Source organism: Pseudomonas salmasensis, assembly GCF_014268375.2.
Taxonomy (GTDB): domain Bacteria; phylum Pseudomonadota; class Gammaproteobacteria; order Pseudomonadales; family Pseudomonadaceae; genus Aquipseudomonas; species Aquipseudomonas salmasensis.
Map to the genome: position 1 here is coordinate 23559 of NZ_CP077083.1, position 19986 is coordinate 43544.

Sequence of the window (19986 nt, forward strand, 5' to 3'; positions counted from 1 at the left end):
AGTCGGCGCCTTCAGGGAGAGACTTCAGGTAACCATACATGATCGTGCTTGTGCGGCAATCGGTGTTCAGCCTACTGGTCCTGGTATTTTCCAGCCTGTTGATCGCCGCTCATGCGGACACCTCGCCCATTGGGGTTGCCCTTGATCAACGGGTTATCGACCTGACCAACACCCTCGACTCGGGCACCACCCAGCGCCTCAAGCAGCAACTCGCCGACCTTGAACAGCGCAAAGGCGCGCAAGTCGCCGTATTGCTGGTGCCGACCACCGGCAGCGCCGGCATCGAAGACTACGCCAACCAGCTGTTTCGCGCCTGGAAACTGGGACGCAAGGACGTCAACGACGGCATCCTGCTGGTGGTGGCCAAGGATGACCGCAAGGTACGCATCGAAGTCGGCTACGGCCTGGAAGGCATCGTCACTGACCTGCTGGCCCATCGCATCATTGAAGAACAGATCACTCCGGCGTTTCGTCAGGGCGACTTTGCCGGTGGCATCGAGCACGGCGTGAACGCGCTGGTCGTCTTGGTGGACGGCGGCAACCTGCCTGAAAGGGCCGGGCCGGGGCTTAACCCTCAATTTATCGCGATATTGGCGGCGTTTATCCTGGGGGCGCTTGCTGGTGTATTGATCGCTGCCGGTAAGTTGCACTGGCGAAGGGCGTTGATCATTTCGGTAGCGGCCACGCTGTTGTTGGCGCTGCTGGCGGGGGTGCGGGATTGGCCGATGTTTCTGTTTGTAGTGCCGCTGACGTTGTTGATTGGCGGCGCGCTATTTGGCGCGTTGTGGCAGGTACGTACGCTGTTTTACGGCGTGATCGGGCTGCTGGCTTATATCCTCGGGTTGGTGGTGGCAAACCAGTACGTAGACGTCAGTTTCACCCATTGGCTGCTGTGGCCACTGGGCGTCTTGGTGGTGCTGGGCTTGTACCTGGTGCTGCTGCTGATCATGAGGGCGACCTGGCGCACCAGCCGCGCAGGTTTTGCTGTACGGCTGCTGGCGGTGGTGGCCGTGTATGGGGTAGCGGGGCGGGTGATGGACGGTGATCGCGACGCCTGGTTGCTGGCGTTTCCTATTGCATCGTTTGTTGCGCTGATTATCTTTGGCAAGGTCGGCGAAGGTTCTGGCTCCGGCGGCGGGTCCAGCTCAGGTTCCAGCGGCTCCAGCTCCAGCAGCAGTTCGTCGGGCGGTGGCGGTTCCAGCGGTGGCGGGGGGGCTTCCGGCAGTTGGTAGATGACTCGCGGCTGTCCCATCGCGGAACAACCGTTGAACTGTACCTTTGAGGGTGAAGCCCCTGGGGACTGGTTGTTCGGCAAAGCCCTAAGAGCCAAGGCGGCTTAGGCCAAAAACAGTGGCGTTGTCACGCCTTGGTCCAACCGCCGTTACCGTCAGGTTTTATTTCGAAGTCGATCGGTTCACGCTGGGCATTGGACGCGGAGTCGTCTAAGGCCTTGTAATCCCACGTTGGGAAGGCGGGCAGGGTGCCGGTGCCGTGATACGGGGCTTGGGTATTGGCCTTTAAGTCATCAAAGGGATTGTAAGCTGGCGCTGGAAAGGCCGGCAGGGTGCCGCTGCGGTGATATCCGGCGCTGGTATTGACCTGGGCGTCATCAACGATCTTTTTGTCTGACGGCAAGAAGTTGCGATCCAGCCGAGTGCGGTTGGCGTGGTCGCGCGTCGCATTGCCAATGTTTTTCCAGCCGCCCTTGCCATTGGACACTTCGGCATCTTCTCCAGCCTGCTTGTCCAGAGAGTTTTTCCTCGGTACATCGTTATCGATAGGGTGTTTGCCAGCGGGCTGATACGCGGGTACGAATGGGGCGGAGCCATTGATTGAAGACATGAGTGCACCTCTCTGATTGCTGGGTAATTGACCTGTCAGAGGGTGGCCCTGACAGGGCGTTTCGCAGGCTACAGCGCCTGGGGCAGGCGCTCAACGAGGTCTGTTTTGGCTGGATGTAACACCGTGAAACTGCATCAGGTGTTGGTTTTCGAGTGGGTGAAAAGGCTATAGGCGCAGTCCGGCGCATGCTCCGAAAAGTCAGGTTGGTTGTCAGATAGCGCAGCGCAGTGCCAGGTTTTCACTCACCGAAACACATTCGGTCGTTGCAGGTTTTTTGGTGGCCTCACGCTTGGAAACACTTTTGCAATCACTCGTGCAACGGCTTGCATTAAAGCGTCCTCACCATCTCATGCCACGCCATACCCCCATGATCCGACGGCGAAGGGCGCACATAGGTGTAGCCCATTGCTCGGTACAACGGCACATGCTGCGCCTTGCACATCAGGTGGAGGGTGCGCTTGCCCATTGCCTGCATGCGTTGCACGAACTCAGTCATCAGCCGTTTCGCATAGCCCTTGCCTTGATAGGCCGGGTCGACCACCACCGACATGATCACCACATTCGGCGCCTCGGCCACATGGCCCACCAACTCCTTGAAGGCCTCGTCCGACATCACCACTTCATGGGCGCATCCTGAGTTGATGAAACCCACCACTGCGCCATCTTCCTCCAGGATCAAAAAGCCCTCGGGATACTGCGCGATACGCGTGGTGATCTTTTCAAGCGTGGCGGCTTCGTCGCCTTCGTAGGCGCTGGTTTCGATTTCAAAGCAGCGTGCGGCGTCGGTGGGCAGGGCGTTGCGCAGGGTGAGGGTGGGCATGGGCGGTTCCAAGGGTGTTCAGTGAAAGGCTACATCATAGAGAAACGTTGCATCGTTGGCACTGTAAGGCCACTGGCGCTGCCTGCGATGACGGCCGACCAGCCGACGCCTATCCACCAGAGACCCCAACGATCCAACTGTGGGAGCTGGCTTGCCTGCGATGGCGGCCTGACAGCCTCCGCATATCTACCTGACGCTCCGCGATCAAACTGTGGGAGCGGGCTTGCTCGCGAAGGCGGCCTGGCGGTCAACACAGTTGGACCGGGTACATATCCGTTATTTAGGTAACGGCCACTTAGGGTTCCGCCCTGACGGCGGCTCACTTTTGAAAAGCGCAAAAGTAAGCAAAACGCTCTTGCCCCACCACTCGGCACCTCGCTTGGGCTCGGTGTGCCCGTAATCCGCCAGTGATTTGGGGGGCCGCCGCCACGCGCCATCCATGGCGCGGGGCGGCTAAACCGGCATCCCTGCCGGTTTACCCCCCAAATCCCTGACGAATTCCGGCCAGCGTGGTTTAACGGGGCGCCTAAGATCAAGAGCAGATCAAGATCAAGATCAAGAGCGGCTCGCTTCGCATCGTGGTTACCGCCTGGGTAGGAGCGAGCTTGCTCGCGAAAAACTCATAGACGCCGCGTTTATTCAGGAAGCACGCGTTAGCGTTGACGTTTTTCGCGAGCAAGCTCGCTCCTACAGAAGGCGATGCGGGTAGGGTTGAGCTTCGCAAAAACCCGAAAACCCGCCGAGGCGGGTTTTCTCACAACTTACTGCACAGCAGGCGAATCAAGGCCGCGTTTTTCAATCACCGTAAACACATCCGCTACATCCTGGACCATGATCCGGGCGGTATTGGCGACGGTGTTGATGTCGTGCTCGGCATAGTCCGATACGTTGGAGCAGGCCATCAAGTGCAGGTAGTCGAGTGCGGCGTTGAGGCGTTCGCTGGCGCAGGCGTGCAACTCGCTGAGCGGCGCGTCGCTGTCGATCAGCAGTACCGGATAATCGGTTGCGGTTTGGGACATGGGGGTGAAGCGGCGGGGCGGGTGTTGAGTTGTCATAAGGTTCGATTCTATTTTAGGTAAAAAGAACTGCCACCTTGCTGCTGCGAAACAGATTGGGTGGCAACTGTGCGCGGGTTCGCAGACCAGGAAGAATCACCCCCGGCAGACCCGAAGGTCTCCCACGCACAGCCGCCATAAACAGGACGCAGGCGGGCTCCGCCTGTGGGTCTGATGACTGTGCAGGTTGATTCTATTTGTAGGGCTGCGAAACCCCATCGCCGACCAATGCCAGCGACGGGGCGAACTATAAAGTGACCATCGCACAGGCGCAACCGACAGGATGTATCAAACCCCACCCACCAACTTCCCACTGTCCATCCGGCGCTTATACGCACTGTCCCGGCTCGCCAGCCAGAAGTACAGCGGCGATGTCACCGCCAGCCCCACCACCCACGACAAGTCCGCGCCGTTGATGTGCTGCGAAATCGGCCCCACGTACAGCGGCGTGTTCATAAACGGAATCTGCACCGCAATCCCCACCGCATAGGCCAGCAGCGCCTGGGGGTTGTACTTGCCGTAGATGCCACCGTCCACGCGGAAGATCGAGGCGATGTCGTATTGGCCTTTGTGGATGGCGTAGAAGTCGATCAGGTTGATCGCCGTCCAAGGCACCAGCACCACGAGCAGCACCAGCACCATGTCGACGAAATGGCCGATGAAGTCTTGGGAGGCAAACACCGCCGCAATCGAACAGGCGGCCAGCACGATGAGGGAGATCACCGCTCGGCTTTTCGCGGTGGGGATCCAGCGGTAGGCGAAGGTCTGTACCAGGGTGATGATCGACAGCACCGCGCCATACAGGTTGAGGGCGTTGTGGCTGATCACGCTGAGCAGGAACAGCACCAGCATCAACGGGCCGATGGCGCCGGTGGCAAGTTTGACCGCGTCCATGGTGTCCATGCCCACCGGCGTGGCGAGTACCGCGACGGCGCCGAAGATAAACGCCAGGCTCGAGCCCAGGGCCGAGCCCAGGTAGGTGGTCCAGAAGGTGGCGGCTACCGGCACGTCGGCGGGCAGGTAGCGGGAGTAGTCCGACACGTAGGGCGCAAAGGCGATCTGCCACAGCGCAGCCAGGGAAACGGTGGCCAGCCAACCGGAAATATTGAAGCTACCGCGAGTGAGGAAATCCGTGGTCTGCACATGGGTGAAGATATAGCCAAAGCCCAGCACGATGCCGGCGCCGAGCACCCAGGTGCCGATGCGGTTGAGTACGTGGATGAAGCGGTAGCCGATGATGCCGATGATCCCGGAACCGATGGCGCCGATAACGATGCCTACCGGCACCGACACGGCGTCCACCACGCCATGCAGGGATTTACCGGCCAGCACGATGTTGGAGGCGAAGAAGCCGATGTACATCACCCCGGCGATTACCACCACCAGCAACGCGCCGAGGGAGCCGAACTGCGCACGGCTCTGGATCATCTGCGGGATGCCCATCTGCGGGCCCTGGGCTGAGTGCAATGCCATCAACACACCGCCGACCAAGTGGCCGACGAGGATGGCGACAATGCCCCACACCAGGTTGAGGTGGAACAGTTGCACACCCAGTGCGCCAGTGACGATCGGCAACGGCGCGATGTTGCCGCCGAACCACAGGGTGAACAGGTCTCTTACCTTTCCATGGCGATCTTGCGGGGGCACGTATCCAATCGTGTGTTTTTCGATAAGCGGGGCGCTGGATGTTGCAGTGGTAACCATGACGAGCTCCAAGGCAAGGTGAGTACGTGGACGTACTTCGCTGTGCGGCGCATGGGCGCCGCTTTGTTGTTGGAGTGATCATCTGCAATGGGCGCAGGCAGGTAAATTAGTAAGTTTGTTGCTATAGACCTTAAAAAAAGTATCTCGTGAGGTTTTTTGCTCCGGTATGTTGCGTGCACGTCAATGGCTTGAAAAACCGGTGTTTCTGCGCACTTGTTTGGGGCAAAACACCACGTTTAGGGAGGTGCCGATGGCAGCCTATAACCTGCGTCAGCTCAGATATTTTGTGACCACGGCCGAATGCGGCAGCGTTGCCGAGGCGTCGCGCAAGCTGTATATCGCCCAGCCGTCGGTTTCCACGGCGATCAAACAGCTGGAAGACAGTTTTGGCGTGCAGCTGTTTATCCGCCATCACGCCCAGGGCGTTTCGCTCACGCCCAGCGGCGCGCGCTTTTACCGCAAGGCGCTGGAGCTGTTGCGCGTGGCCCATGAGTTCGAGCAGAACGCCCTGGCCGATAACGATGTGGTGGCCGGGCAGATCGACATTGGCTGTTTTGAAACCGTGGCACCGTTGTACCTGCCGCGCTTGATCGCCGGCTTCAAGGCGCGCTGGCCGGGCGTGGAGATCCGCATCCGCGATGGCGAACAGCAGGAGCTGGTGCAGGCGCTGACGGCGGGCAGTATCGACGTGGCGATGCTGTTTGAGCACGACCTGGGCGGCACCATCGAGACCACGCCACTGATGCCGCCGCAACAGCCTTATGCGCTGCTGCCGGCCGACCACCGCTTTGCCCAGCAGGCCAAGGTGTCCCTGGCCGACCTGGTGCTGGAGCCGATGATTTTGCTGGACGTGTTGCCCAGCCGTACCTACTTCGTGAGCATCTTCGAAGAACGCGGGCTGACGCCGAATATCGTGTTCAGCTCGCCCTCCATCGAAATGGTGCGGGGCATGGTGGGGCGGGGGTTCGGGTTCTCGATCCTGGTGACCAAACCGTTCAGCGAGTACACCTATGATGGGCAGAAAGTGGTGTGCATTCCCTTGGCGGAAACGGTCACGGGGTCGGGGTTGTCGGCCGTCTGGCTGCGCCGCGCACCGTTGACCAAGCCGGTGCAGTTGTTTGTTGACTACTGCCGAGAAGAGCTTGTCCGTTTGCTCGGCTGAACATTGTAGGAGCGAGCTTGCTCGCGAAAAACGTCAACGATAACGCGTGATTCCTGAATGAACACGGCGTCTGTGAGTTTTTCGCGAGCAAGCTCGCTCCTACAGGGTGATAGAGGGTGATGGCCTCAGAGTGTGATAAAGCCCAGCAACCGCTGCAACATGGCATCGCAGCCGTCGAGCTGCTTAAGGCTCACAAACTCATCGGGCTTATGCCCTTGGTCCATGCTGCCTGGGCCGCACACCACGGTGGGAATACCCACCGCATCGAACAGCCCGCCCTCGGTACCAAACGCCACGGTGCCGAAGTCTCGCGAGCCGCAAAACGTCGCAATCAATTGCGCCGCCTGGCTGCGCTCATCCGTGACCAGCCCTGGGTAGGCCGACAACTCGGTGAACTGAATCGAACTCTGCTTGCTGACCGCCTGCATGCGCGGCAATACCTGTTGCCGGGCGTAGGCCTGTAATTCTTGTGCCACTTCGCCCGGGTCCATGGAGGGCAGGGCGCGCACTTCAAAGTCAAAGCGGCAGTCAGCCGGCACGATATTCAAGGCCTTGCCGCCGTTGATCATGCCGGTTTGTACCGTGCTGAACGGCGGGTCAAAGCGTGGGTCCTGACGCGTGCGTAAACGTTGGCCAATGCGCCCCAGTTCACCGATCAACTCGGCGGCGTGTTCAATCGCATTCACCCCCGAGGGCGCGTAGGCCGAGTGACAGGCCTCGCCCTGCACGTCGCAGCGCATCGCCAATTTGCCCTTGTGGCCCAGCACCGGCTTGAGCTCGGTGGGCTCGCCGATGATGCACAGCATCGGCTTGACCGGGCGCTGTTCCAGCACGGCCAGCAGCGAGCGCACGCCCAGGCAGCCGACTTCTTCATCGTAGGACAGGGCGATGTGCACCGGCAGGCGCAACGGTGCCTTGACCAGCGCTGGCACCAACGCCAGCACGCAGGCGATATACCCCTTCATGTCGGCGGTGCCGCGCCCGTACAACTTGCCGTCACGCTCGGTCAGCGTAAACGGCGGCAGGCTCCAGGGTTGCCCGTCCACCGGCACCACGTCGGTATGCCCCGACAGTACGATACCTGGCAGCTCCACCGGGCCGATGCTGGCAAACAGGTTGGCCTTGCTGCGTTGCGCGTTGTAGATCAACTCGCTGGCCACGCCAAACCCGGCCAGGTAATCGCGCACATATTCGATCAATTGCAGGTTGGACTCACGGCTGGTGGTGTCGAAGCCCACCAGGGTGTCCAGCAGTTCACGGCTGCGGCTCATCGGTCGTCTCCGGCCACGCCGTAGCCGGGGGAACGGTCGGGGGCCAGGGCGCGGTCGATATAGTCCTGCACTTGGGGGCGATAGGCGTCCCAGAGTTTTTGCAGTTCGCCAATGGGCGCTTCGTCGGCCCAGTCCACGCGCAAGTTGATGATCGGCCAGGTCAGCTCGCCTACCACCACCAGCGCGGCGGAGTGCACCGGGCCGGCTTCGCCGCCGGCAGCGATGGCGGCATGCATGGCCGCCAGCAGGCGGTCGGCCAGTTGGCCTTCGCCCTGTTCGAAGGCCGTGACCATCGCGGTGATCACTTCAGGGGCGGCGAGCATATTGCCCGCCGCCACGCATTGCTCGCCCGACACCGCATGATGGGTGCCCAGGGTCTGGCTGCCGCTGAAATGCACGCTGCGGCCCAGGTGGTCAATCGCCGTCAGTTGCCGGTACTGGCTGTAGCCGTTGCGGGTGAGCGCTTTATCGACGGCGTCGGCGGGGGCCAGGCCCTGTTCCAGCCCGTCGAGGACGTCCGGGCCCAGGGCCGGCAAAGTGATGTTCTGGGTCGACACTGCCCCCACGCCGGGGCGCAGCCACGGGCAGCGGGCGCCCACGGCGATGCTCGATGAGCTGATGGCAATGCCCAGTTGGCCGGTCTCTGCACACCGGCCGACGATGGAAAAGGTCATGGCTAGCCTCCTTACTCTGGAATAACCGCGATCACATCAATTTCCATCAGCCACTGCGGCTGGCCCAGGGCCGAGACCACCAGCCCGGTGGAAATCGGAAACACGCCCTTGAGCCACTTGCCGACTTCCTGGTACACCGGCTCGCGGTAGCGTGGGTCGATCAAATAGGTGGTGGTCTTGACGATATGGCTGAGTTCGCTGCCGGCTTCTTCCAGCAGTTGCTTGACGTTTTTCATCGCTTGCTCGGCCTGGGCCCGTGGGTCGCCGAGGCCGACCAGGTTACCGTCGAAATCAGTGCCCACCTGGCCGCGTACATACACGGTGTTGCCGGCGCGCACGGCCTGGCACAGGTCGTTGTCCAGGCTCTGGTTGGGGTAGGTTTCTTTGGTGTTGAACATGCGAATGCGAGTGTGGGTAGGCATCAAAAAAACTCCAGAAAAAAGGGTCAGGCGCTGACAGGGGACAGGCGGGCAACCGGGGCGGCTTCGCGGTACTCAAGGTACTGACGCTGGATGGCGATATGGTCGGCCACGTATTTGGCGTCGTGCCACACGCCCCAGATAAACGACGAGCCACGCCGCGATTGCCACGGCAAACCGAGGAAGTAGATGCCCGCTTCGCTGGAGACACCACGCTGGTGTTGCGGCTTGCCGGCGGCGTCGAAGGCGTCTACCTGCAACCAGCTGTAGTCCACGGCAAATCCGGTGGCCCAGATGATCGAGGTGATGCCCGCTTGTACCAAGTCCAGCTCCAGGATCGGCTGCTTGATGCATTCAGCGTCGGGGAACACCCGACGTGCCTCGGGCTCCAGGGGCAGGTCGAGGCCGTTGCGCTCGATATAGGCGTCTGCCGCATCCAGCAAGGCCAGGTAGTTTTCATCGCCGCGCGCCAGGTTTTCCACCAGGTTGGGTTGGAACGTGGCTACCGTGCCGTCGAAGGCCTGGGTCAGGCCGACCAGGGTCATGCCTTGCTGGGCCAGCTCGCGAAAGTCGATGGTCTTGCCGCCGTGGGCGCCGCTCACGGCAATGGTGACGTGCTCACGGCCGGGTTTCATCGCCGCCTGGTCCCACTCGCCGAGCACCCCCAGCCACCAGCAGAAATCCCGGTTGCGATAGGCGCGGGGAGGGCGGTCGTGGGCGCCGACCGACAAGTACACCTGGCGGCCGGAGCGCTGCAGTTCATCGGCAATTTGCACCCCGGACGAGCCGGCGCCTACCACCAGCACAGCGCCGGCAGGCAGTTGCCCTGGGTTGCGATAGTCGGCGGAGTGGATCTGGTGCAGCGCGCTGTCTTTGGGTGCGATAGCGGGAATCACCGGCTTCTGAAAGGGCCCGGTGGCGGCCACCACGCGGTTGGCTTCGATCACGCCTTCGCTGGTGTGCACGGTAAAGCCGGGGCGGCCGACGTTGCGTACCACTGAGGTGACGTCCACGCCGGTGCGGATCGGCGCGTTGAATTTACGGGCATAGGCTTCGAAGTAATCGGCCACACGCTCTTTGGGCGCGAAGCCATCGGCGGGGACGTCATCGAAATGCAGGCCGGGAAAGCGGTCATGCCAGGCCGGACCGTTGGCGACCAACGAGTCCCAGCGCCCGGTGCGCCAGCGCTCGGCGATACGGCTGCGTTCCAGCACCAGGTGCGGCACGCCTTGCTTGCTCAAATGCTCGCTCATGGCCACGCCAGCTTGACCTGCGCCAACCACCAGCGTGTCTATTTTTGTTATCGCTACAGTCATGTCTCTATCCTTGCGTAATGCAGTTGGATTCAGCTCGGGCATGACGTCAAGTTAGGGGGCGGGGGGTTATTAATAAAATATTATTAAGTTGGGAAGTGAGCATAAATATCGGATGCAGAGCGGGCGAAGGCCTGCCACACAGCACATACATGCAATTCCCCACACCGGCCAACCGGCGACACTCTCCCCATCGCTCAATGCTTTGGGGAAACACCCAGCCATGGATTCAACCGCCAACACCCGCCCCGACGAAGTCGTTACCCTGGTCGTCAAGCACCGGGTCAAACCTGGCTTTGAAGTCGAGTACGAAGCCTGGCTGCGCCGCATCGTGCGCATCGCGGGCGAACGCCCTGGGCACTTGGGCGTTGACGTGGTGCGCAGCCAGCAAAACGGCATGGCGCTGTTCACTTGCGTGCTGCGCTATAGCTCCACCACCGCCCTTGAGCTGTGGCTCGGTTCCCCGCAACGCCAGGCCCTGATCGATGAAGCCGCGCCCATGCTCGCGGACGGCGACCAGACCGAAATCGGTGCGGCCAATGAATTCTGGTTCGCGCCCCAGGCCGAGGGCGGTGCCAAGCCGCCGCGCTGGAAGCAGGCGGTGGTCAGCCTGTTTGTGATCTTGCCGCAAACCCTGCTGCTGCCGTTTATCTGGGGGCCGATCCTGCGGTTGCACCCGTTTCTGTCCAATTACGTGGTCTCCACCTTCCTGGTCACCCTGACCATCGTGTTGCTGGTGGTGTACCTGCTGATGCCGGCGGCCACCCGCCTGTTCGCTCCCTGGCTTGAAGCCTCTGTAAAGGAAACCCTATGAACGCCGATCTGATTCTGTTCAATGGCCAGTTCCACACCGTGGACCGGGAAAACCCACGCGCCACCGCCGTGGCCATCCACCAAGGGCGCTTTGTCGCCGTGGGTACCGACGGCGAAGCCATGGCCCTGCGCGGCAGCGGCACCCAGGTCATCGACCTCAAGGGCCGCACCGTGATTCCCGGCCTCAACGACTCGCACTTGCACCTGATTCGTGGCGGGTTGAACTACAACCTTGAACTGCGTTGGGAAGGCGTGCCGTCCCTCGCCGATGCCTTGCGCATGCTCAAAGACCAGGCCGACCGCACGCCCACACCGCAATGGGTGCGTGTGGTGGGCGGCTGGAACGAATTCCAGTTCGCTGAAAAGCGCATGCCCACCCTGGAAGAACTCAACCAAGCCGCCCCGGACACCCCGGTGTTCGTGCTGCACCTGTACGACCGCGCCTTGCTCAACCGCGCCGCACTGCGGGTGGCGGGCTACACCAAGGACACGCCGAACCCGCCGGGCGGTGAGATCGTGCGCGACAGCAACGGCAACCCCACCGGCATGCTGGTGGCGCGGCCCAACGCGATGATCCTGTATGCGACCTTGGCCAAAGGCCCGAAACTGCCTTTGGAATACCAGGTCAACTCCACCCGCCAGTTCATGCGTGAACTCAATCGCCTGGGCCTGACCAGCGCCATCGATGCCGGCGGCGGTTTCCAGAACTACCCCGATGACTACGCGGTGATCGAGCAACTGGCCAAGGATCAACAGTTGACGGTGCGCATCGCCTACAACCTGTTCACCCAGAAGCCCAAGGAAGAGCTCAGCGACTTCAAAAACTGGACCGGCAGCGTCACCCTGCACCAGGGCGATGACTACCTGCGCCACAACGGTGCCGGCGAGATGCTGGTGTTCTCGGCGGCGGACTTCGAAGACTTCCTCGAACCCCGCCCGGACCTGCCGCTGACCATGGAGCAGGAGCTGGAACCGGTGGTACGCCACCTGGTGGAACAGCGCTGGCCGTTCCGTCTGCATGCCACTTACGACGAGTCCATCTCGCGCATGCTCGACGTGTTCGAGAAGGTCAACCGCGACATCCCGTTCAATGGCTTGCCGTGGTTCTTCGACCACGCCGAAACCATCACCCCGAAAAACATCGAGCGCGTGCGTGCCCTCGGTGGCGGTATTGCGATCCAGGATCGCATGGCGTTCCAGGGCGAATACTTTGTCGAGCGCTACGGCGCCAAGGCTGCCGAAGCCACGCCGCCGATCAAGCGCATGCTGGCTGAAGGCGTACCGGTAGGGGCGGGCACCGATGCCACCCGCGTGTCGAGCTACAACCCTTGGACCTCGCTGTACTGGATGGTCAGCGGCCGCACCGTCGGTGGCCTGGAGCTGCACGCCGAGGGCTTGCCGCGCCTTACCGCGTTGGAACTGTTCACCCACGGCAGTGCCTGGTTCTCGTCCGAGCAGGGCAAGAAAGGCCAGATCAAGGTCGGCCAATTGGCGGATGTCGCCGCGTTGTCGGCGGACTTTTTCAGCGTCGAGGAAGAAGCCATCAAGTGGATCGAGTCGGTACTGACGGTGGTCGGCGGCAAGGTCGTGTACGGCGCTGGCGACTTCGAAGATTTCGCCCCGCCACGGGTACCGGTGCTGCCGGACTGGTCGCCAGTGGTCAAGGTGCCGGGGCACTGGCGCCCGACGTCGCCGATGCAGGCCCAGGTTCACCAGTGCAGCGGCCCTTGTGGCGTGCATGCCCACAGCCATGAAAAAGCGCGCCTTTCCAGCGTGCCGGTCAGCGACTTCCAGGGTTTCTGGGGTGCGTTCGGCTGCTCCTGCTTTGCTTTTTGAAAAACACCCCATCCCCAAAGGAGTTACCCATGACTTACAAGCGCTTGAACAAAGACGATGCTGTTGTGCTGTTGGTTGATCACCAGACCGGCCTGATCTCCCTGGTGCAGGATTTCTCCCCCAACGAGTTCAAGAACAACGTGCTGGCCCTGGCCGACGTGGCGAAGTTCTTCAACCTGCCGACCATCCTCACCACCAGCTTTGAAAGCGGCCCCAACGGCCCATTGGTGCCTGAGCTCAAAGAACTGTTCCCCGACGCGCCGTACATCCCGCGCCCTGGCCAGATCAACGCATGGGACAACGAAGATTTCGTCAAGGCCGTCAAGGCCACCGGCCGCAAGCAGATCATCATTGCCGGTGTGGTGACCGACGTGTGTGTGGCGTTCCCGACTCTGTGTGCCCTTGACGAAGGCTTCGAGGTGTTCGTGGTCACCGATGCTTCCGGCACCTTCAACGAAACCGTGCAACAAGCCGCCTGGGCGCGTATGACCGCCGCCGGTGCGCAACTGGTCAACTGGTTCTCGGTGGCTTGCGAGCTGCAAGTGGACTGGCGCAACGATATGGAAGGCCTGGCCAACCTGCTCTCGCCGCGCATTCCCAACTACCGCAACCTGATGAACAGCTACTCGGCGTTCGCTGCCAAGTAACCTGCTGTAGGCGCGAGCTTGCTCGCGAAAAACGTCAACGATAACGCGTGCTTCCTGAATAAACGCGGCGTCTATGGGGTTTTCGCGAGCAAGCTCGCTCCTACGGAGGGCATTAGGGCAAGTTCTCTCCCACATTTGATGGTGTTCACATTTTGGTTTGTGGTGTGGCCACTGACAGGCTATAAAACAGCCCATCGTCCCCTGAGAAGCGACAATGAACCCCTTCGAAGACATGCGCCTGTTCTGCCAGGTCATGGAATCCGGCAGTTTTACCGCCGCCGCCGAGCAATTGGGCTTGTCCAAGCAATTCGTCAGTCGCCGCCTGATCCAACTGGAAGACCGCCTGGGCGTGCGCTTGCTCAACCGCTCCACACGGCGCCTGGACGTCACGCCGCTGGGCCAGAGTTACTACGAGTCGGCCTTGCGCCTGCTCGGTGAGGTGGAGCAGGTGGAGCAGGGCATCGCCGGCCAGAACAGCGAACCGCGCGGCACCATTCGCCTCAGTGCACCCTTGTCGTTCGCCATGGCGCACCTGGGTTGCCTGCTGCCGTTGTTTTTGCGCCAGCATCCGCAGGTCTGCGTTGAAGTCGACCTGAGCGACCGCCCGGTGGACTTGATCGGCGAGGGCTACGACCTGGTGCTGCGCATCGGCACCCTTGAAGACTCCACCCTGATCGCTCGGCGGATTGCCGCTATCGAACGGGTGTATTGCGCCAGCCCCGACTACCTGGCACTGCGGGGCACGCCATTGAAACCCGAAGATTTAACCACGCACGACTGCCTGCCTTACGGCCACGGCCGCCAAGTGCAATGGCGTTTCAAAGGCAAGTTGCAAGCCTTGAGCGTGAGCGGGCGCATGCGTGTCAATAACGGTGACCTGCTGCGCGATACCGCGATTGCCGGTTTGGGCGTTACCTACCTACCGACGTTCATTGTCAGCGAGGCCTTGAAGGACGGCCGTTTGGTCAAGGTATTGGAAGACTTCGCCCCTGAGGCCTTGACGCTGTCGGCGGTGTACCCGCAGCACCGCCAGAGTTCACGCCCGGTGCAAGCGCTGGTGGAGTTCCTGCGCGAACGCCTGGCTAGCGGCTGCTGAACAGTTGGCGGATCAGGTTGGGCGTGCTGCCCGTCCACCGCTTGAACGAGCGCCGAAAATTCGCCGCATCGTTGAAGTTCAGGTACGCCGCGACTTCCTCGTTACTCAACCCCTTGGCCTGGTACAGGTGCAACGCCACGTGCTTGCGTACCCGGTCGACCTGTTGCTGAAAACCCGTGTCGTGCCGTTGCAACTTGCGCTTTAGCGTGGCCGGGCTCATGGCGAAGGTGTGCGCGGCCTGTTCCAGGCTCGGCGGCTGGCGGACATGTTCGCGCAGGTAGCCGTAGAGGCAATCCAGAAAGCTTGCGGCAAAGCCCAGTTGCTCGATTTGTTCAAGGGCTTGCTGGCGTGCGACCTGGCCCGCCGTGGCCGAAGCCCCCGGCCAGGTATGGGTGAGGTATTCCCGTGGGATGCACATCATATCCAGCGGGCGTTCGAAGCGCGTGTGTTCGCCCAGATGCACCCAGTATTGCTCGACGTACCGGGGTTCGGCATGGCTGAAACTGCACACCCACGGCAAGCGCTGGCCGCTGAGCCATTGGCTCATGGCAACCAGCGAGGTCATGCTGGCTTCCAGCAGAAAGCGCCAGTGTTCGCCGGCACCGCAACTGTCCAACCAGTACAGGTAGGCGTGGTGCTCATCCAGCTCCAGTTGCAGCGTGGCCAGCGGGCTGAGCAGCACTTGTTGCTGGACCAGGATATCCAGCGCCTGATGAAGGTTTTGTGCATGCCCCAGCGCATGGCTCGCGGCGCCGTAGTAGCCGGGCAGCAGGCGTTGGCCAAACAGGAAACTGCTGTCATCGGCGTCCAGTAATTTGCGGCTGTTGCCGATCAAACCCAGGAACTGCTGCGGGCTCAACCGCGCGTTGCCGGCCAGGATGTCTTCGTGGAACAGGCCGGTGCCGCGCAGCAGGCGATGGCTGTCGATGTCCCGGGACAAGCCCAGGTCGATCAACGTGGCGGGTTGATAATGACCGGGGATGAAGCGGCTGTCGTTTTCATACCAACTGGTTTTCACGGCCATTTCAGGCGCTTTTCGCAAGGGGCTGCTTGGCCCGGGCCAGACCCAGGTTCAGGCGCTTGAGCAGCTCAAAGGGTGACTCTTGCAAGGCCATCACCACCGCCGTGGTGGCCGCCAGTTGCAGGCGTTCGCCCTGTTGCCGGGTCTTGTGGGCCAGGCTTTGCACCGCGTGTTGCAACTCCAGCGCTAAGCCCTGGGCCTGGCGCTCGCCGGTGTTGGGCAGCAGCACCACAAAACGATCACCCGCCAGGCGGCACAACAGGTCCTGGCGGCGCAGGTTGAGCAACAGCACGTGGCTGACCGCCTGTAGCACCGCATCACCCTCGGCATGCCCGTAGGCCTGGTTGATGGCGGCGAAGTTGTCCAGGTCCAGGGCCAGCAGCGACAGCGGTTGTTGCTGCTCTTGGCTGTCACGCAGGCTGTCGGCGAGTTGGCGCTTGAGGTAGTCGGCACCGGCCAGGGGCGTGAGTTTGTCGAACAGCCGGTGCTCGCGAAACAACCGCTCGCGTTTTTCCATCTGCGCGCTGATCGCCAGTTGTTCGTGGTGCCAGTGGTAGATGCCAATTGTCAGCAGGATCATGCCCACCGGCATGGGCCCTGACTCCAGCCAGTGATCCCAGGAGATGCTGTCAGGCAGGCGGATTAATTCGTCGAGGCTGTCGATCCACCAGGAAAAAAAGATGCACGACAGCCCCAGCGCCAGGTATTGGGTGACCCGTCCGGCGGGGCGGCTTTTCAACACCAGGCCCAGCCAGATCAGTGCGAGCAGCGCCGAACCGCCTTCGCCGATGATATCCAGCCATACCCATTCGCTGACGCTTTTGAGCTCGCCGCAGGCCAGGTGCAGGATCAGTCCGAGGTTGGCGGCGATCAGTAGCAACGTGAGTTTCCAGCGGTGGGGTTTGAGCACGGAAAACATGGCCACGGGTCCTTGGGCGAATGAGTAATGGGCGCCAGCACAGCAGATGGATGTGACGGTTGGATGACGGGGTGGGAGGGTCGAATCAGCTCATGCCCTCGGCCTATTTTTCAGCTGGACATGGAGTCCATGTGGGAGCTGGCTTGCCTGCGATAGCGGCCTGCCAGTCGACGCCTATCCACCTGACACTCCACCATCCAACTGTGGGAGCGGGCTTGCTCGCGAAGGCGGCCTGGCAGTCAACACAGTTGGATTGTGTGTATATCCATTGCTGCGGTAACGGCCACTTAGGGTTCCGCCGGCGGCTCACTTTTGAAAAGCGCAAAAGTAAGCAAAACGCTCTTGCCCCACCACTCGGCACCTCGCCTGGGCTCGGTGTGCCCGTAATCCGCCAGTGATTTGGGGGGCCGCCGCCACGCGCCATCCATGGCGCGGGGCGGCTAAACCGGCATCCCTGCCGGTTTACCCCCCAAATCCCTGTCGAATTCCGGCCAGCGTGGTTTAACGGGGCGCCTGAGATCAAGATCACAAGCAGATCAAGAGCAAGATCAAGAGCGGCTCGCTTCGCATCGTGGTTACCTGTGGGGGCAGATTCGACATCTATGTCGATTGAAGCGCCGTCTTCGCAGGCAAGCCAGCTCCCACCTCTGACCGAGGTCATTTCAGCTCATTTGTACGCTCAAGAAGCCTATAAACCCTGCTTTGACAGGCTATGCCCGCAACCCTGTCACAGAACCGTCACGGCTCCCCCCTAGCTTGCCCTCCCAGTTGCCGGGCCCCTTGCCTGGCGCCAACGGATTCTTGGGGAGGGTTTCATGTACAAGCGCACCGGGCTCGTCAGCTTTACGCTTACCGCCTTGGCCCTGGCGATAGCCTGCGAGCGGGTCAATGCTGCCGAAGCAGCCACCACCGAGCATGTCGATGTGGTCGGCCAAGCCGCTGCGATCGACAGCGCCCTCAAGGAGCAGCGTTCTTCCGACAGCATCAAGAGCGTGGTGCATGCTGACGGCGTCGCGCAGTTGCCCGATGAGAACGTTGCCGAGGCGGTGCAGCGCTTGCCGGGCATCAGCGTTGAGCGTGACCAGGGCGAAGGGCGCTTTGTGAGCGTGCGCGGCCTGGGCCCGGACCTCAACAGCGTGACCATCAACGGCACCCTGGTGCCCTCGCCTGAGAGCGAGCGCCGCGCCGTGGCCCTGGATGTTCTGCCTTCGGAATTGGTGCAATCGCTGTCGGTGATCAAGACGCTCACACCGGACATGGACGCCAACTCCCTGGGCGGCACCGTCGATGTGAAGAGCCTGTCGGCATTCGATCACAAGGGCCTGTTCTACACCGGCAGCACCGAGGCCAGTTATGACAAGAACACGCACCAGACCAGCCCGAAATTCTCCGGCGCCGCCAGTAACCGGTTCAGCCTCGGCGACGGTATCGACAACTTTGGTGTGGCCGCGGCGCTCAGTTGGCAGAAGCGTGATTTTGGCTCGGACAACGTCGAAACTGGCGGCGCCTGGGACTTTACCAACGGTGCCCGGCTCAACGAATTCGAGCAGCGCGACTACGACATCAGCCGTGAACGCGCCGGTGGTGGCCTTAACTTCGATTACAAGCCCGATGACTTGAGCAGCTACTACCTGCGCACGCTCTACAGTCGCTACAAGGACACCGAAACGCGCAACGCCGCCAGCCTCGAGTTCGCTGACCCGCAAGCGCCGGGCGAATTGGGCGACGCCGAAGGTAAGCGCAAGCTCAAGAACCGCGAGGAAACCCAGGAAATCCAATCCTACGTAGTGGGCGGTGAACGCATGCTCGGCCTGTGGACCTTGAGCGGCCAGGCCGGGTACAGCCGTTCCAGCGAAGACAGCCCGGGGCATATTGCCGGGGCGACCTTCGACGGCGGTGACTTTGCCGACAGCGGCTTCTACGACAAGTCCAAGCCGCGCCCGATCATCGGCAGTGGTTTCTACGACCCCGCTAATTTCAGCCTCGACAAAGTCGACTGGGAAAAACAGCACACCCAGGACACCGAGAAAAACCTGCGCCTGGACCTGGCGCGCGACTATGACCTGCGCGGTTACGCATCCCAGTTCAAGTTCGGCGGCAAGGTCAGCCGGCGCCACAAGGACAATGACCTGGAGGCCTGGGTCTACAAGGACCTGGATGAACAGGGCTTGAGCGACGAACAACTCAACCTCACGCAGTTCCAGAAGGGCAACGTCGACTACCGCCTTGGCCGCTTTGGCCCAGGCATCAGCGCGGGCAATATCCGCCAGTTGATCGGCGGCCTCAATCGCGATGACTTCTATGACCCGACCGAATCCAGGGTTAACGACTTCACCATTCGCGAAGACATCAACGCCGGCTACCTGATGAACACCGTTGATATCGACGACTGGCGCTTCATCGCCGGCCTGCGTTACGAAGGCACCGAATTCGAAGCCAAGGGCACCGGCGCCACGGACGGCCAGTTCAGCGCCACCGAGACCAAGCGCCGGTATCACCACTGGCTGCCGGGCTTGCATGCGCGCTACCAGATTGACAAGAACACCCAAGTGCGCGCCGCCTGGACCAAGTCGGTGGTGCGTCCGACCTTTGGCCAACTGGCCCCTGGTTTTGTGATCGACGATGACGAGGCCACCTTCGGCAACCCCGACCTTAAGCCTCTGGAGTCGAGCAACCTGGACCTGGGCATCGAACATTTCATGGGCCGCGCCGGTACGGTGTCGGCGTTCGTGTTCTACAAAGACATCCAGAACTTCGTCTACAACACCGACGTGGCCGGTACCGGTGCCTGGGCCAACTTCGCCGAGGCGCACACCTTTGCCAACGGCGACAGCGCCAAACTCTATGGCCTGGAGCTGGCCTACTCACAGAAGTTCGACTGGCTGCCTGCGCCATGGAACGGCTTGATGATCGGCGCCAACAGCACCTTCAGCCGTTCCAGCGCGGACATCGAGGGCTTCGACAGCGCCAGCGGGCGCAATCGCAAGCGCAACATCAGCCTGCCTAACCAGTCCGACACGGTCGGCAACCTGATGCTCGGCTGGGAAGACGACACACTCAGCCTGCGCCTCTCGGCCAATTACAAGTCGGCCTACCTGTATGAATTGGCGTCGATCAATGACAAGGCCCATGACCTGCACGTCGACGCGCAAACCTTCGTCGACTTCAGCGCGCGTTACTCGCTGACCAAGAACCTGCAGGTCAGCTTCGAGGCACAGAACCTCACTGATGAGTCGTACTTCGTCTACACCGGCCACCGCAGCTACAACGGCCAGTACGAAGAGTACGGCCCCACCTACAAGCTGGGCCTGACCTTCACCCATTTCTAACCGTTGCCACCCTGTAGGAACGAGCTCGCTCGCGAAAAACCTCAACGATAACGCGTGCTGCCTGA

Annotated in this window: 17 protein-coding genes; 7 read left to right on the forward strand and 10 right to left on the reverse strand. The window is 61.5% G+C overall.

The genetic code is table 11. The features are described from left to right. Positions 1-38 precede the first annotated feature (38 nt). A complete protein-coding gene (locus HU731_RS00095; protein ID WP_186609092.1) occupies positions 39-1232 on the forward strand; it encodes a TPM domain-containing protein in 1194 nt (397 codons plus the stop codon). Positions 1233-1359: 127 nt separating this feature from the next. On the opposite strand, the gene HU731_RS00100 is transcribed toward HU731_RS00095, so the two are convergent. The 4 genes from HU731_RS00100 to HU731_RS00115 all read right to left on the reverse strand — a co-directional run bounded on the left by HU731_RS00100 (position 1360) and on the right by HU731_RS00115 (position 5421). Then, positions 1360-1842 (reverse strand): hypothetical protein, encoded by a 483-nt coding sequence (locus HU731_RS00100; RefSeq protein WP_186609094.1) that lies wholly within the window; start codon positions 1840-1842, stop codon positions 1360-1362. A gap of 328 nt (positions 1843-2170) precedes the next feature. Then, the gene (locus HU731_RS00105) at positions 2171-2662 is read right to left on the reverse strand and encodes a GNAT family N-acetyltransferase (protein ID WP_186609095.1); all 492 of its coding nucleotides are present in this window, start codon (positions 2660-2662) and stop codon (positions 2171-2173) included. Positions 2663-3423: 761 nt separating this feature from the next. Then, the gene (locus HU731_RS00110; RefSeq protein WP_186609096.1) at positions 3424-3717 is read right to left on the reverse strand and encodes a fructose-bisphosphate aldolase; all 294 of its coding nucleotides are present in this window, start codon (positions 3715-3717) and stop codon (positions 3424-3426) included. Between the two features lie 288 nt (positions 3718-4005). Beyond that, positions 4006-5421, reverse strand: coding sequence for a purine-cytosine permease family protein (locus HU731_RS00115; protein WP_186609097.1), 1416 nt, complete (start codon positions 5419-5421; stop codon positions 4006-4008). Between the two features lie 250 nt (positions 5422-5671). Here HU731_RS00115 and HU731_RS00120 point away from each other — a divergent pair, with 250 nt between their 5' ends. Next, positions 5672-6583: a LysR substrate-binding domain-containing protein gene (locus HU731_RS00120; RefSeq protein ID WP_186609098.1), complete on the forward strand. Its 912-nt coding sequence runs from the start codon at positions 5672-5674 to the stop codon at positions 6581-6583. A 125-nt stretch (positions 6584-6708) separates the two neighbouring features. Here the strand turns inward: HU731_RS00120 and argE are convergent, their stop codons facing one another. The 4 genes from argE to HU731_RS00140 are packed head-to-tail and all read right to left on the reverse strand — an operon-like array spanning position 6709 to position 10305. Further along, positions 6709-7854, reverse strand: a complete 1146-nt coding sequence (argE, locus tag HU731_RS00125) for an acetylornithine deacetylase (RefSeq protein ID WP_186609099.1) — start codon at positions 7852-7854, stop codon at positions 6709-6711. Then, positions 7851-8528, reverse strand: a complete 678-nt coding sequence (locus tag HU731_RS00130) for a DUF1028 domain-containing protein (RefSeq protein ID WP_014718153.1) — start codon at positions 8526-8528, stop codon at positions 7851-7853. The genes argE and HU731_RS00130 overlap by 4 nt, the downstream gene beginning before the upstream one ends. Positions 8529-8539: 11 nt before the next feature. Next, on the reverse strand, positions 8540-8950 hold the full coding sequence (locus HU731_RS00135) for a RidA family protein (protein ID WP_186609100.1): 411 nt from the start codon (positions 8948-8950) through the stop codon (positions 8540-8542). A 23-nt stretch (positions 8951-8973) separates the two neighbouring features. Then, entirely contained in the window at positions 8974-10305 is a 1332-nt protein-coding gene (locus tag HU731_RS00140) for a flavin-containing monooxygenase (protein WP_186609101.1), read from the reverse strand. Between the two features lie 178 nt (positions 10306-10483). Between HU731_RS00140 and HU731_RS00145 the strand changes: the two genes are divergently transcribed. The 4 genes from HU731_RS00145 to HU731_RS00160 all read left to right on the forward strand — a co-directional run bounded on the left by HU731_RS00145 (position 10484) and on the right by HU731_RS00160 (position 14652). Beyond that, positions 10484-11074, forward strand: a complete 591-nt coding sequence (locus tag HU731_RS00145; protein ID WP_186609102.1) for an antibiotic biosynthesis monooxygenase — start codon at positions 10484-10486, stop codon at positions 11072-11074. Next, positions 11071-12909, forward strand: a complete 1839-nt coding sequence (locus HU731_RS00150) for an amidohydrolase (RefSeq protein WP_057974876.1) — start codon at positions 11071-11073, stop codon at positions 12907-12909. The genes HU731_RS00145 and HU731_RS00150 overlap by 4 nt, the downstream gene beginning before the upstream one ends. Positions 12910-12938: 29 nt before the next feature. Beyond that, positions 12939-13556 (forward strand): isochorismate family cysteine hydrolase YcaC, encoded by a 618-nt coding sequence (ycaC, locus tag HU731_RS00155; protein ID WP_003191905.1) that lies wholly within the window; start codon positions 12939-12941, stop codon positions 13554-13556. 214 nt (positions 13557-13770) lie between these two features. Next, positions 13771-14652 (forward strand): LysR family transcriptional regulator, encoded by an 882-nt coding sequence (locus tag HU731_RS00160; protein WP_003191903.1) that lies wholly within the window; start codon positions 13771-13773, stop codon positions 14650-14652. Here HU731_RS00160 and HU731_RS00165 read toward each other — a convergent pair. Continuing rightward, entirely contained in the window at positions 14639-15676 is a 1038-nt protein-coding gene (locus HU731_RS00165) for an AraC family transcriptional regulator (protein ID WP_186609103.1), read from the reverse strand. The two genes, HU731_RS00160 and HU731_RS00165, sit on opposite strands and share 14 nt — an antisense overlap. 1 nt (position 15677) lies before the next feature. Continuing rightward, positions 15678-16592 carry a GGDEF domain-containing protein gene (locus tag HU731_RS00170; RefSeq protein WP_186609104.1) on the reverse strand — a complete coding sequence of 305 codons (915 nt, stop codon included), beginning with the start codon at positions 16590-16592 and terminating at the stop codon, positions 15678-15680. Between the two features lie 815 nt (positions 16593-17407). On the opposite strand from HU731_RS00170, the gene HU731_RS00175 reads away from it, so the two are divergent. Then, positions 17408-19921, forward strand: a complete 2514-nt coding sequence (locus HU731_RS00175; RefSeq protein WP_186609105.1) for a TonB-dependent receptor — start codon at positions 17408-17410, stop codon at positions 19919-19921. Positions 19922-19986 lie beyond the last annotated feature (65 nt).

Bases quoted from the DNA above. Each gene is read 5' to 3' on its own strand.
- HU731_RS00095 (WP_186609092.1), top strand. From the start codon at position 39: ATGATCGTGCTTGTGCGGCAATCGGTGTTCAGCCTACTGGTCCTGGTA.
- HU731_RS00100 (WP_186609094.1), bottom strand. From the start codon at position 1,842: ATGTCTTCAATCAATGGCTCCGCCCCATTCGTACCCGCGTATCAGCCC.
- HU731_RS00105 (WP_186609095.1), bottom strand. From the start codon at position 2,662: ATGCCCACCCTCACCCTGCGCAACGCCCTGCCCACCGACGCCGCACGC.
- HU731_RS00110 (WP_186609096.1), bottom strand. From the start codon at position 3,717: ATGACAACTCAACACCCGCCCCGCCGCTTCACCCCCATGTCCCAAACC.
- HU731_RS00115 (WP_186609097.1), bottom strand. From the start codon at position 5,421: ATGGTTACCACTGCAACATCCAGCGCCCCGCTTATCGAAAAACACACG.
- HU731_RS00120 (WP_186609098.1), top strand. From the start codon at position 5,672: ATGGCAGCCTATAACCTGCGTCAGCTCAGATATTTTGTGACCACGGCC.
- argE (WP_186609099.1), bottom strand. From the start codon at position 7,854: ATGAGCCGCAGCCGTGAACTGCTGGACACCCTGGTGGGCTTCGACACC.
- HU731_RS00130 (WP_014718153.1), bottom strand. From the start codon at position 8,528: ATGACCTTTTCCATCGTCGGCCGGTGTGCAGAGACCGGCCAACTGGGC.
- HU731_RS00135 (WP_186609100.1), bottom strand. From the start codon at position 8,950: ATGCCTACCCACACTCGCATTCGCATGTTCAACACCAAAGAAACCTAC.
- HU731_RS00140 (WP_186609101.1), bottom strand. From the start codon at position 10,305: ATGCCCGAGCTGAATCCAACTGCATTACGCAAGGATAGAGACATGACT.
- HU731_RS00145 (WP_186609102.1), top strand. From the start codon at position 10,484: ATGGATTCAACCGCCAACACCCGCCCCGACGAAGTCGTTACCCTGGTC.
- HU731_RS00150 (WP_057974876.1), top strand. From the start codon at position 11,071: ATGAACGCCGATCTGATTCTGTTCAATGGCCAGTTCCACACCGTGGAC.
- ycaC (WP_003191905.1), top strand. From the start codon at position 12,939: ATGACTTACAAGCGCTTGAACAAAGACGATGCTGTTGTGCTGTTGGTT.
- HU731_RS00160 (WP_003191903.1), top strand. From the start codon at position 13,771: ATGAACCCCTTCGAAGACATGCGCCTGTTCTGCCAGGTCATGGAATCC.
- HU731_RS00165 (WP_186609103.1), bottom strand. From the start codon at position 15,676: ATGGCCGTGAAAACCAGTTGGTATGAAAACGACAGCCGCTTCATCCCC.
- HU731_RS00170 (WP_186609104.1), bottom strand. From the start codon at position 16,592: ATGTTTTCCGTGCTCAAACCCCACCGCTGGAAACTCACGTTGCTACTG.
- HU731_RS00175 (WP_186609105.1), top strand. From the start codon at position 17,408: ATGTACAAGCGCACCGGGCTCGTCAGCTTTACGCTTACCGCCTTGGCC.